The sequence below is a fragment of the Thermaerobacillus caldiproteolyticus genome (assembly GCF_015326725.1).
Taxonomy (GTDB): Bacteria; Bacillota; Bacilli; order Bacillales; family Anoxybacillaceae; genus Thermaerobacillus; species Thermaerobacillus caldiproteolyticus.
On sequence record NZ_CP064060.1, the window covers coordinates 3,725,311 to 3,737,956 of the forward strand.

A 12,646-nucleotide genomic window follows, 5' to 3' on the forward strand; every position below is an offset into this window, starting at 1 on the left:
CTCTTTTTTCTTTAGTATAACATATATTCCGAATTTGGGCGAAAGGAGGGATAGTGATGGATGTGGCAAAATTAAAAGAAGAAATTATTGAATACAGTAAAATGATCGGCATTGATAAAATTGGCTTTGCCAGTGCCGATCCATTTGTGGAGTTAAAAGAGCGTCTTCGTCAGCAACAGCAATTAGGATATCAATCTGGGTTTGAAGAGCCGGATATTGAAAAGCGCACGAATCCGTCATTACTTTTACCTGAGGCGAAGTCGATTATCGCGATTGCCTTAGCGTATCCGTCAAAAATGAAAAACGCGCCACGGAGTACAAGAACGGAAAGGCGAGGAATTTTCTGCAGAGCTTCGTGGGGACGAGATTATCATCATGTTTTGCGCGAACGGTTAACAAAATTAGAGGAATTTATTTTAAAGAAAGCTCCAGATGCAAAAGTCAAATCGATGGTTGATACAGGAGAGCTTGCTGACCGTGCTGTTGCAGAGAGGGCTGGCATCGGTTGGAGCGGAAAAAATTGCTCGATTATTACGCCTGAATTTGGCTCATATGTGTATTTAGGTGAAATGATTACGAACATTCCCTTTCCGCCGGATGAACCGATTGAAAACCGTTGCGGGACATGTACGAAATGTATTGATGCCTGTCCAACAGGAGCACTCGTGCAAGGAGGCCAACTCAATGCGCAACGATGCATTGCGTTCCTTACGCAGACGAAAGGATTTTTAGCGGATGAGTTTCGCGATAAAATCGGTAATCGCCTTTACGGTTGCGATACTTGTCAAGTGGTCTGTCCAGAAAATAAAGGAAAAGATTTTCATCTTCATCCGGAAATGGAACCTGATCCAGAAATTTCAAAACCAAAATTAATCCCGCTTCTTCACATTAGCAATCGCGAATTTAAAGAAAAATTCGGTTCCATTGCTGGGGCCTGGCGCGGGAAAAAGCCGATTCAGCGCAATGCGATTTTAGCGTTAGCACATTATAAGGATAAAACGGCGATTCCTGATTTATTACAGCTGCTAAAAGAGGATAGCCGGCCAGTGATTAGAGGAACGGCTGCGTGGGCATTAGGGAAAATCGGAGATCTACGTGCGCTCCCTGCTTTGGAAAAAGCAAAAGAAACGGAGGAAGACGAAGACGTTCGCAATGAAATTGAGAAAGCATTGCAGATGTTGAAATAATAAGGAAAAAATTGCTTGTCGCTCACATAACGTAGTAACAAAAAGAAAGTGGTGGGCGACGTGAAACAGCGATTACAGGATTTACTAGCGAAGCGTGCGCAATGTTTTGTGTCAGGAAGCAAAAACGAAGATATGCTCCATCTGTATGATCCGGCGATGGAGAGAAAACATCGCCTAATGGAAAAGCGGGAGGCAGAAATCGTTCGATGTGCGATAAAAGGGCAAGTCGTTCGCAAATACGAACTCGAGGAGCATGCGGATATTGAATATCTTGTCCATTATCAGTTTTTAATTAAACAAAATAGATGGATGTATATAGAGGAACAAGTGGAAGAAAGACGAGCTCGGTTTCAATCTGGGGAGCTTGTTAAGGATGAAAGGGTAACGCCTTTTGAAACGATGGAGCCAAAACAGCAAATTGAGTTGGAACGATCCGTTAGAGAGAAAATTTCTTACGAATATGATCGAATCAAAGCGGTACGCTATGCAGAAACATGGTGGAATAGCTATAATCCGGCATTTAAAACATTTAAAGTTGATTGTACGAACTTTGTTTCGCAATGTTTATACGCTGGCGGCATACCGATGACGGGATACCCGAATCGGGCAAAAGGTTGGTGGATGAAAAATCATAATTGGAGTTATAGTTGGGCCGTTGCCCATTCATTTCGTTGGTATTTAAGCAGTGCGCGAGTTGGATTGCAGGCGGTAGAGGTATCATCGCCGGAGCAATTAATACGGGGAGACGTAATTTGTTATGATTTTGAAGGAGACGGGCGCTTCAATCATACGACGATCGTGGTCGCCAAAGACCAACAAGGAATGCCTTTAGTAAACGCGCATACGACAAACAGCCGAATGCGCTACTGGTCATATGAAGATTCGACCGCTTATACACCCAATATTCAGTATAAGTTTTTTCATATTATTGACAAGTAATAGTATAGTATAATAAGACGAAGAACATCAATTTGAGGTGAATCACTGTGGCGTTACACGTAGTATTATATCAACCAGAAATTCCAGCGAATACAGGAAATATTGCACGCACGTGCGCAGCGACTGACACGGTGTTACATTTAATCCGACCGCTTGGCTTTTCTACCGATGATAAAATGCTAAAGCGCGCTGGACTCGATTATTGGCAATATGTCAATATCTTTTATTATGATTCATTGCAGGAGCTATTTGATCAATATAAAGAAGGGGAATTTTATTTTATTACGAAGTTTGGGAAAAAGCATTATGATGCCTTTGATTTTAGCGATACACAAAAAGATTACTTCTTTGTGTTCGGTCGCGAAACGAGCGGACTTCCAAAAGAGTTAATTGAAACAAATATGGAGCGCTGCTTGCGCATTCCGATGAACGATAAAGTGCGTTCCCTTAATTTATCGAACACAGCGGCGATTTTAGTGTATGAAGCGTTACGACAACAACGATTCAATGGGCTATTTTAATAAAAAACGACCTTCTATACGGAGGTCGTTTTTTATTGATTAATTTTTCACACCAGGTTTGTCATTGTAGCCAGCTGTAAAAATGGCGGTTAAAAAGGCAACGATTACACCTAATACCAGCAACGTTCTCACGGCGGTTCCTCCTTCATCAAATAGTCATCTCGTCTTTTTATTATAGCCTATGTGACAAGCAATGTGAATGACGAGTCTAAAGCGAAGGTGATGGGGCAAATTTTTATTTCGAGACGAATCATAACGGACATCCTCGCATACATTGTAATAATCCTGCTGTTAGACATCAAGGATAAGGAGGTCCTTTATGGATATTTTAAAGAAGATCGCGAAATATCGAGAAGAAGAAGAACGATTGAAATGGGAAGGAACCTTCGCGGAGTATTTAGAGATTTTGAAGGAAAAGCCGTGGGTTGCCCAATCGTCACATTCACGTGTTTATAATATGATTAAAGATGCCGGTGTCGAGGAAGTGGACGGAAGAAAACGATATACGTTTTTTAGCGGGCAATTATTTGGATTAGAAGAAGCGTTGGAAAGATTAGTGGAGGAATATTTTCACCCGGCTGCGAAACGACTTGATGTCCGCAAGCGCATTTTGTTATTGATGGGACCAGTTGGTGGCGGAAAATCGACGCTTGTAACGATGTTAAAGAGGGGATTAGAGGCCTATTCGTTAACCGATCGCGGCGCAGTTTATGCAATTAAAGGCTGCCCGATGCACGAAGATCCGCTCCACTTGATTCCGCACCATTTGCGCGATGATTTTTATAAAGAATATGGCATTCGTATTGAAGGAGATCTTTCACCGCTCAATATGATGCGACTTGAAAAAGAGTACGGTGGACGCATTGAAAATGTGATGGTCGAACGAATTTTCTTTTCCGAAAATAAGCGGGTCGGAATTGGTACGTTTAGCCCGTCAGACCCGAAATCACAAGATATTGCTGATTTGACGGGAAGCATTGATTTTGCGACGATTGCTCAATATGGCTCTGAGTCGGATCCACGGGCATATCGCTTCGATGGTGAACTCAACAAAGCAAATCGAGGGATTATGGAATTTCAGGAAATGTTAAAATGCGATGAGAAATTTTTATGGCACTTGCTTTCATTAACACAAGAAGGGAATTTCAAAGCAGGCCGATTCGCTTTGATTAGCGCTGATGAATTAATTGTCGCTCATACGAACGAAACGGAGTACCGTTCATTCATTTCTAATAAAAAGAACGAAGCGCTCCATTCCAGAATTATCGTCATGCCGATTCCATATAACTTAAAAGTTTCCGAAGAAGAGAGAATTTATGAAAAAATGATTAGGGAAAGCGATGTCGCCGATGTGCATATTGCCCCACATACGCTCCGGGTCGCAGCGATGTTTACGATTTTAACTCGGCTGAAAGAATCGAAACGTCCGGATATTGATTTAATTAAGAAAATGCGCTTGTATGACGGGGAAGCCGTCGAAGGATTTAACGAAGTAGATGTAGAGGAATTGAAAAAAGAACATACTGATGAAGGGATGAGCGGGATTGATCCTCGCTACGTCATTAACCGTATTTCTTCGTGCATTATTCGGAAAGGCATTCCGTCTATTAATGCGTTAGATGTACTGCGTTCGTTGAAAGAAGGACTTGATCAGCACCCGTCCATTTCGAAGGAAGACCGTGAACGGTATTTAAACTTCATTTCCCTTGCGCGGAAAGAATATGATGAAATTGCGAAAAAAGAAGTACAAAAAGCGTTTGTCTATTCATATGAAGAATCGGCGAAAACGCTTATGGACAATTACTTAGACAATGTTGAAGCGTATTGCAATAAAACAAAATTGCGCGATCCGCTTACAGGCGAAGAAATGAATCCAGATGAAAAGCTAATGCGTTCAATCGAAGAGCAAATCGGCATTTCCGAAAACGCGAAAAAAGCGTTCCGCGAAGAGATTTTAATTCGTATCTCCGCCTATGCGCGAAAAGGACAACGATTCGATTATAATTCTCATGAACGATTGCGGGAAGCGATTCAAAAGAAATTGTTCGCTGATTTAAAAGACATCGTCAAAATTACAACGTCCAGCAAAACACCAGATGAGCAACAATTAAAGAAAATTAACGAAGTGGTAGCGCGGCTGATTGATGAATACGGCTATAATTCTACGTCGGCCAACGAATTGCTTCGCTATGTAGGAAGCCTATTAAACCGCTAGCATGCCTCAATATCGGGCATGCTTTTTTACTCACATGAAATGATTTTTGGCTTGTCCGACCAAAAGTTAGGATGTAATTTTCGTAATAATTTGTCAATTATTTCGCTTCCATGCATAGGATATAAAGTAAACAACCGTTATGTATTGATTGGATTTTTTCAGACGCCAAGATAAGTATATGCCTCAATATGAAAAAATGTGAAAAATTTTTAGGAGGGGGAAACGACGATGAGTGGAAATTTTGTTGTATCAAAAGAAGATTGGTCCCTCCACCGGAAAGGACATGATGACCAACAACGGCATCAAGAAAAAGTAAAAGAAGCGATCAAAAATAACTTAGCGGATTTAATTACAGAAGAAAGCATCATTATGTCAAACGGTCGTGATGTCATCAAAATTCCGATTCGCTCTTTGGATGAATATAAAATTCGTTATAACTATGATAAAAATAAACATATCGGTCAAGGAAACGGAGATAGTCAAGTTGGCGATATCGTTGCACAGGATGGTTCCGGAGAGGGGCAACAAGGCCAAGGAAAAGGGCAGGGAGCTGGTGACCAAGCGGGACACGATTATTACGAAGCGGAAGTATCGCTAATGGAACTGGAAGAAGCATTGTTTAGCCAGTTAGCATTGCCGAACTTAAAGAGAAAAGAAGCCGATCAAAACGTTGTTCAGCATATTGAATTTAACGATATTCGCCGTACAGGATTAATGGGGAATATTGATAAAAAGCGAACAATGATGGCTGCGTTTAAACGGAATGCGATGAGCGGCAATCCAAGCTTTTATCCAATTTATCCGGAAGATTTAAAATTCAAAACGTGGAACGAGGTCGTGAAACCGGAATCGAAAGCGGTTGTGCTTGCAATGATGGATACGAGTGGCTCGATGGGATTATGGGAAAAATATATGGCAAGAAGCTTTTTCTTTTGGATGACTCGCTTTTTACGCACAAAATACGAGACGGTCGAAATTGCGTTTATCGCTCACCATACGGAAGCGAAAGTAGTCACCGAAGAGGAATTTTTCACAAAAGGAGAAAGCGGTGGTACAATCTGTTCTTCCGCTTATCGAAAAGCACTTGAGTTAATTGAAACGCAATATTCTCCATCTCGCTACAATATCTATCCGTTCCATTTTTCTGACGGCGATAACTTAACATCCGACAATGCCCGCTGCGTCAAACTCGTCAACGAGCTCATGAAAGTATCGAACATGTTTGGTTATGGTGAAGTTAATCAGTACAACTATATATCCTATACACTAATTAGAGAGGCTTCTGCTGAAAGCAGAAGCCTTTTTTCTTAACAAATAAGTGATGAAAGTGTATAATTGAATTCAAAAAATGAAATAAATGATTGTAAATAGTATATATTATATTATTAACAAACAATATATAATAAAAATGAACGTAAGGGGTAATGAAGCATGAGATTAAAACCTTTTGTTCCTTTAATGTTACCATTAAAGGTAGAAATTGTAAATCAGATTCAATTTATTCGTGAGTTAGTGGAAGCAAATAAGAGCATCGTGGAATACCAAACAATGTTAAAAAACTCTAAACTACATCCACAGTTCTTGCTAAGACCAGTAATGCTTAAGGAAGCAGTTCAATCTACAAAAATTGAAGGTACGCAAGTTACGTTAGACGAAGTAATGGAGGTAGAGGCTCAAACCAAGAAAGCAAATAAGGATACTCAAGAGGCACTGAATTACTATAAAGCATTAATTGATGGCATGGATGCTTTAAAAAGTATTCCTATTTCTACGCGTCTTTTTAAATTAATGCATAAAATATTGTTATCGAACAATGTAAGGGGCTCCAATCGTTCGCCAGGGGAGTTTAGAAGAATCCAAAACTTTCTTGGGCCTGAAGGATGCACTATCGAGACAGCTACCTATATTCCTCCAGAACCGCAACTTGTTAATGATTATATGTCTAATTTAGAAAAGTATATAAACGATCCTCAAGATGATTACGATGAATTGATAAGGGTTGCGATTATTCATGCGCAATTTGAAACTATTCACCCATTTCTCGATGGAAACGGCAGAATAGGTAGGATCTTAATACCTCTTTATTTATACAATAAAGGTGTAATTGACTATCCAAATTTCTTTATTAGTGATGTTTTAGAAAGAGATAAGCATAAATACTATCGGTATTTAAATGACACTCGCTATAAAGGCGATTGGACACAATGGATTAAATTCTTCTTAGAATGCATTAGTATTCAGGCTAAGAAAAATGTTCGCTTAATTGAAGAGGTGAATAAACTATACGAGGAAGATTTGGCAAGGGCAAGCTCCATTATTAATAGCAGTAATATTCGTACTGTAATCGATGTAATGTTCCAAAGACCAATATTTACGTCAAAAACTTTGTCTAATCTAACTGGTTTATCAGAGGTAACTATTAGGAGATATCTAAGCAAATTGGAAGATCAAAGAATTATTTTCTCAGACGGAAGAGTTCGTTCTAAAACATATTACTACTATAACCTTCTTGATAAACTTCGATAAGAAAAAAGAACCGTTGAGAAACTTGAACTCTCAACGGTTTCATTTATATCCTAGGGTAAAGTTGAATAACAAATTGGTCTTTCTTAGTCCATTCCGGTTTACGCAAGTAAGTCGCTTTCTCAAGCGCTGATTTGAGGAGGCGGTTTTTCTTTTCAACATCATCCGTACTATGATATGCTTCTAACACTTTTTTGACGGTTGGAACATACTCGTTGATGTTCTTTTCTTTGAGCTGTTCTTTTTCTATCTCTTGTTTGAGCTGTTCGATCTCTTCTTGTGTCTGTTTGATACGCTCCACAATGTTTTGCTGCCGTTCTAGGAACACTTCGATTGTGTAAATTCCTCGTTCTAAAAAGTCATGGAGATTACTTTTTTGAATATTCAGTTCTTTCAATTCTTTTTCTTTTTTCTCAAGTGCTTTTTGTTTAAGAGGAATGACAGATTGGTTTTCTCTTTTATCTATCATTTGTTCTTGTATTTCAAACTGATCGATAAATTCAGCCAGTGACTGCAGTATCCTTTCTTCAACTAGCGGAAGTAGAGATCCTTTCTGAACACCCTTGCATCGTGGGTTAGCGCAACGAATGAGATCGTTAGGCCTGTCCGGACGAGGTTGATACCACATTGTATAGCCACAAACTGCACATTTTAACAAGCCAGCAAGCGGATTTGAAAGTGATTTGTTATTGACTGTAGAAGGTCGCCAACGACCTGTATGAGCTTTATTTGCGGCTTTCCATAGCTCTTTTGATACGAGAGGTTCATGAGCATTTTCTTTTACGTGCCAGCGCTCTGGAGGCATTTTTTTGCGTTTATATTTTCCATTTTGTTTTACATATTTTACTTTGCCCCAAATGATATGCCCCATGTAGACCTCATTTTTTATAATGGCCGTAATGCTTGAAGGAGACCAATGATCACGTTTTTTGTTCGGCGGTTTCACACCAAGTCTGTCCAATTCCGCAGCAATCGCCTGACGGCCATATCCATCGCGCATCATCTCAAAGATTTTCACCACTACCCATGCGGTTTCTGGGTCAGGATACAGCTTGAGGTTTTCATCGCGAAGATATCCGTATGGTGGCTTCTTTGAAATGGATTTTCCCTCAGCAGCGGAAGCACGACGACCGCGCTGCAAACGTTTGGTGATGGTTTTCAACTCTTCACGAGCAACCAGAGATTTGATTCCAAAGACAAGCTCCCATGTTTCGCTTTCTGGATCATAAACTTCTGTAGGGGTGATGATTTTTGTGCCGGAGTAACGAAAAGCCCTGTCTAGGATACCTTGGTCTAACATATCCCCGCGTCCAAGACGATCAATATCCATCACAAGAACAGCATCAGCAATTCCTGTCTCCACTTCACGAAGCAACTTTTGAATCTCGGGGCGCTCGGCAATTGATTCTCCAGAAACCACTTCCTCGAAGATGTCGATGATGTTGTGATTTTCTTTTCTTACAACAGCTAGCAACGTATCGCGATGACGTTGAAGAGTATCATACGATGCACCGATTTCAGCAGCCTTTTTCTCTTCCTCGATGTCTTTGCGGCTTTTTCGAAGATATATGAAAACATCTAAATTAGTCGGCCTGTACATAAAAATCACCTCTACACAAGTATATAACTCACTATATCCATATATAACAAAAAGCCATAGCCCAATATAGGCTATGGCTTGACTAATAGGCGGTTTCTAATCTGTGTTAAGCGTTCTTCGCACAACTCCGGCGTTACTTTCAACATATTAGCTATCTGTTCGATTTCTTTGTTATTATTACTCCTTAACGGAAAATAAAGACACCTAAAACTAAATATTAGTCTTCGGTGTCTTCTCATATGGTGATTTATTCTTTTCTTTTGCCTTATGAACAACCCACTCAAAGTGTTTAATTATCTCCTCAATTTCTTCCTTCCGATAGGCTTTTCTATTTCTCAATATCAAAAAAGCCCATTTGTTCGATGCTGTATTCCTTGATAAGCTGATTGATTTTTGCTAGTGCGTCTTCTTCTGCGGTTTTGGTTTCTGTTGCGTATCCATGTGGAGAGTCGGTGCGACCGAGAAGATAGTCTGCGCTAACCTCGAATAAATCAGCCAACTTACTTACTGTATCTAGTTGTCGTTGTTTAGTGACACGTTTATACGCTGTATATGTTGATCTCGCCACTCCAACAAGGTCGGTCACATATTCTTGAGTCCACTTTGAATTTTCTTTTCTCGTAAATGTTTTAATCTTTCCCCGAAGATTTGCATACTATCACCGCAATTTACCTAATTATATTTTAATTATTATAAAGTTGCTGTCAGAAACTTTTAAAGAAGAAATAAAAATGTTCCTAAAAGGATACAAAACATGTCCTCTTGTTACTTTAAGGGACATACAATGCAGCTAAAAGGCACTAAAGGTGATGATCTTAGCTGAGAACAAGGCTTAAGGAATTACGTGAAAGAAAAGAGATGACCTAAAGTCAAGTCGTTGAAAGTTATAAAATTTCAAGCAGTTACTACACTTACATTGAAAACGGATATTAAGGTTGCTAAGAAAATTGCCTCAGTTCATGGCCTTAGCTGGACAAATTTTTTTAAAGATAAATGTTCCTTTAAGGAACGTAACAAAACACAATGATCGGCACGTGAGATGAAATCAGAATGTCAGCAATTGATTCCCATGCTCCGCATAAACATGAACAAAGGGGGAATGCGGGCATGAAGGAATTCAAATACGGCAACACTATTGTTATTATTCACTCCCCGTTGGTACTGATGAGTGCTGAGGAGCGGAAAGAATGGTTCGAAAAAGAATGGGAGAAGGGGAACCCTGTCTTAAAGCAGATCGCCAAAGCAGTTCTTGATTGTTGTCGCCCCAAAGACTCAGAATAAATTCCTTTAATAATAACATAGCATTTATTTTTTTGGTAGAAGGGAGAGATAAAAAAGTGAGGTGTGGTAGAGCCGCAGATAAAGTAAAGGAAGCAAGAAAAGAGGCAAATATGACCCAACAGCAACTATCTTTTGAAATATTTGAATCCCGTAAATCCATCTCACACCAAGAAAGTGAACGATATCGAGTGCAACTGGATATCTCAAAATACTTTGCAGAAAAACATAATAATCCGTGGGGTGCACTCGAGGCAGCAGCCGAATATACCGGATGAGGACCTGTGAAGTTAGATGGAGAAGTCGGCGATCTCCACCGGATAAGTGTTTTTGCGATGAAAATGAAAGAAGAACTCACTGAAACGATTGAAAACGTGTGTATCGCGAATCACCCGCGGTCCATCAAAGTGTTTGACAGAAAATGGCTTGAAGAAGCGATTTTGCAGGCGATTGATGTGCTTGTTGCCCTTACTCAATACGTAGCAGGCATTTGCATCGATTACTGATTTTCGTGGTTTAAAATGTGACAACAGCACCGTACGAAGCTCAAAGCCAAAGGATTTATTAAACGTTGATATAAAAAGGAGGAATTTAAGTGGATCATGCAATCGAAGCTTTAAAAGGTTTTTTGTATGCAGAATTAGATGAACTGCGTGATGAATGGAAAGATGGAAAAGGCGCATATAAAAAGCTTTCGGATTGCCCGTCATACAAAACATGTAAAGCGTATGTGGATGCGATCAACACTCTTGTGAAAGCGTACTATCACTTTGAATGCGTTGCCCGATATAAATGTCCGCCTGTTAAAGAATTAGTGAGTTTTTAAATAATTGCGAGGAGGAAAACAATGAACATGTGTTTTTCTGCAAGTCGATTAATGAAAGCATCAGAGGTTCGTCAAATTTGTGAAAAAATGCGAAACCAGCTTACTTTGTTAATGACGTTAGAATTAGCAGCAAAAGAAGAACTTTACAAGCGATTTGGTCAAAAAGAAAAAGCAGCAAGCTAAACGCTCACTGCCCCTTAAGAAAGAACTATATCCCAAGCCGATTGTACCATCTTTTACTGCTATTGGGCAAGCACACAGGCCTAGTGCCTGTCGTCATGATCGGGAATGAATTTGACTCTTCCCCCTTAGCCTATCAAATCATTCCTGGTCATGCCGATGTGCACTAGTACATCAGTTTCCGGTAAAGCGCTCGTTCTTGTCATTGATGGTGTACAAGGGAAGGCAAAAGTAGCGGAAGCTGTGGAGCATGGTTTTACGATCGTTGAAACAGCAAAAGGGAAAACAGCATGCATCAAATATGAGGAAAGCGAGTTGTTTTAGGATGCGCACCGTCCAGCCCATTAGGGACGTAGAGAAAATTGCTGCGATGAAAGCAGAATTGCTGAAAACAGGTCGCCGCAATTGGTTTTTGTTCGTCTTGGGAATTAACACGGGATTGAGAATCAGCGATATCCTAAAGCTCAAAGTCAAAGATGTCAAAGGAAAAAGCCGCCTCATGATTTACGAACAAAAAACAGGGAAATATAAGCAATTCAAAATAAATCGGGAGCTGCAGCAACACAGAGCAGCAAATAAAATTGGCATCTCAGAGATCGGTACCCACACTCTTCGAAAAACGTTTGGGTACCATTTTTATCAACGCACGAAGGATGTGGCGTTGCTGCAGGAGATTTTGAATCATTCATCTCCCTCGATTACGCTACGTTACATCGGTATTAACCAAGACATCATTGATAATGCTGTTGATGATTTTAGTTTATAAGGAAATAAAAGAGTAATTTAGTTAATGAAAAAGGAAGAAATTTTATATTTCTTCCTTACTCCTATTCTCCAAATTTCTAGCAATCTCTTTTAGAATTTGATTTTTCTCTTTTAATGTTTTTATTAAACTTACCGCGAACCACACACCAAATATCATCAGACCAAGATAAATAATAATCGGAATAAAAGTAAGTAACGGAAACAAGCTTACAGAAGAATTCATGTTCGACCTCCAATGTGTTTTTGGATAATTATACCACATAGTTATTAAACAGTTTTAGCAATTTTGCTTCCTTAAATATTATTTTTAGATTTCTGAGAAGGGAGCGAAATAAGTCAAATCATTTTAAAGTGCTTGAAAGCTTCTTTGAGATCATCTTGTTTATCCGGAGGACATGGATTTGTTCTTGAATTTGGAGAAAATCGATTAGGTAAAATCTTAGGATTAAGTCTACAAATTTCTTTCATATGTGCAATTCAACAAGTTTTAAGGGTATAACCATGTTTTTGCTTTATATATTCTTGGATTTCTTTGTTATTACCATATTTCTGTTTATTAGGTAATTTTCGGTTTACAAAAATCATAAAGCGTATCTGTCACACCTCGAAGTT

At 39.4% G+C, this 12,646-nt stretch carries 15 protein-coding genes and 1 pseudogene; 13 read left to right on the forward strand and 3 right to left on the reverse strand.

Translation table 11 applies throughout. The annotated features are described in order from the left end of the window. The first annotated feature begins 56 nt into the window (after window positions 1–56). The 6 genes and pseudogenes from queG (at window position 57) to ISX45_RS18875 (ending at window position 7,388) form a co-directional block, all read left to right on the forward strand. Window positions 57–1,187, forward strand: coding sequence for a tRNA epoxyqueuosine(34) reductase QueG (gene queG, locus ISX45_RS18850; protein WP_194519651.1), 1,131 nt, complete (start codon window positions 57–59; stop codon window positions 1,185–1,187). Between the two features lie 60 nt (window positions 1,188–1,247). Beyond that, window positions 1,248–2,126, forward strand: a complete 879-nt coding sequence (locus ISX45_RS18855; RefSeq protein ID WP_194519652.1) for an amidase domain-containing protein — start codon at window positions 1,248–1,250, stop codon at window positions 2,124–2,126. 47 nt (window positions 2,127–2,173) lie between these two features. After that, window positions 2,174–2,647: a tRNA (uridine(34)/cytosine(34)/5-carboxymethylaminomethyluridine(34)-2'-O)-methyltransferase TrmL gene (gene trmL / locus ISX45_RS18860; protein WP_194519653.1), complete on the forward strand. Its 474-nt coding sequence runs from the start codon at window positions 2,174–2,176 to the stop codon at window positions 2,645–2,647. Between the two features lie 319 nt (window positions 2,648–2,966). Then, window positions 2,967–4,862: a PrkA family serine protein kinase gene (locus ISX45_RS18865; RefSeq protein ID WP_181555565.1), complete on the forward strand. Its 1,896-nt coding sequence runs from the start codon at window positions 2,967–2,969 to the stop codon at window positions 4,860–4,862. Between the two features lie 228 nt (window positions 4,863–5,090). Beyond that, window positions 5,091–6,137 (forward strand): annotated as a pseudogene (yhbH, locus tag ISX45_RS18870) (sporulation protein YhbH); the annotation flags it as partial. Between the two features lie 156 nt (window positions 6,138–6,293). Continuing rightward, the gene (locus tag ISX45_RS18875) at window positions 6,294–7,388 is read left to right on the forward strand and encodes a Fic family protein (RefSeq protein ID WP_181555567.1); all 1,095 of its coding nucleotides are present in this window, start codon (window positions 6,294–6,296) and stop codon (window positions 7,386–7,388) included. 43 nt (window positions 7,389–7,431) lie between these two features. Here the strand turns inward: ISX45_RS18875 and ISX45_RS18880 are convergent, their stop codons facing one another. Next, on the reverse strand, window positions 7,432–8,985 hold the full coding sequence (locus ISX45_RS18880) for a recombinase family protein (protein ID WP_181555568.1): 1,554 nt from the start codon (window positions 8,983–8,985) through the stop codon (window positions 7,432–7,434). A 328-nt stretch (window positions 8,986–9,313) separates the two neighbouring features. Beyond that, complete coding sequence (locus tag ISX45_RS18885) at window positions 9,314–9,571, reverse strand: helix-turn-helix domain-containing protein (protein ID WP_267240189.1); 258 nt, start codon at window positions 9,569–9,571, stop codon at window positions 9,314–9,316. A gap of 464 nt (window positions 9,572–10,035) precedes the next feature. Between ISX45_RS18885 and ISX45_RS18890 the strand changes: the two genes are divergently transcribed. The 7 genes from ISX45_RS18890 (at window position 10,036) to ISX45_RS18915 (ending at window position 12,035) form a co-directional block, all read left to right on the forward strand. Continuing rightward, complete coding sequence (locus ISX45_RS18890) at window positions 10,036–10,266, forward strand: hypothetical protein (RefSeq protein WP_181555859.1); 231 nt, start codon at window positions 10,036–10,038, stop codon at window positions 10,264–10,266. Window positions 10,267–10,322: 56 nt separating this feature from the next. Continuing rightward, window positions 10,323–10,541 carry a helix-turn-helix domain-containing protein gene (locus tag ISX45_RS19790; protein WP_228485590.1) on the forward strand — a complete coding sequence of 73 codons (219 nt, stop codon included), beginning with the start codon at window positions 10,323–10,325 and terminating at the stop codon, window positions 10,539–10,541. A gap of 6 nt (window positions 10,542–10,547) precedes the next feature. Next, window positions 10,548–10,769: a hypothetical protein gene (locus ISX45_RS19795; protein WP_228485591.1), complete on the forward strand. Its 222-nt coding sequence runs from the start codon at window positions 10,548–10,550 to the stop codon at window positions 10,767–10,769. Window positions 10,770–10,858: 89 nt separating this feature from the next. After that, window positions 10,859–11,089 (forward strand): hypothetical protein, encoded by a 231-nt coding sequence (locus ISX45_RS18900; protein WP_181555569.1) that lies wholly within the window; start codon window positions 10,859–10,861, stop codon window positions 11,087–11,089. A 21-nt stretch (window positions 11,090–11,110) separates the two neighbouring features. Beyond that, window positions 11,111–11,272 (forward strand): hypothetical protein, encoded by a 162-nt coding sequence (locus tag ISX45_RS18905; protein WP_181555570.1) that lies wholly within the window; start codon window positions 11,111–11,113, stop codon window positions 11,270–11,272. 156 nt (window positions 11,273–11,428) lie between these two features. Beyond that, window positions 11,429–11,593: an XtrA/YqaO family protein gene (locus ISX45_RS18910; RefSeq protein WP_228485592.1), complete on the forward strand. Its 165-nt coding sequence runs from the start codon at window positions 11,429–11,431 to the stop codon at window positions 11,591–11,593. 1 nt (window position 11,594) lies between these two features. Further along, window positions 11,595–12,035, forward strand: coding sequence for a tyrosine-type recombinase/integrase (locus ISX45_RS18915; RefSeq protein WP_194519654.1), 441 nt, complete (start codon window positions 11,595–11,597; stop codon window positions 12,033–12,035). A 42-nt stretch (window positions 12,036–12,077) separates the two neighbouring features. On the opposite strand, the gene ISX45_RS18920 is transcribed toward ISX45_RS18915, so the two are convergent. Further along, on the reverse strand, window positions 12,078–12,257 hold the full coding sequence (locus tag ISX45_RS18920) for a hypothetical protein (protein WP_181555573.1): 180 nt from the start codon (window positions 12,255–12,257) through the stop codon (window positions 12,078–12,080). Window positions 12,258–12,646: the final 389 nt, after the last annotated feature.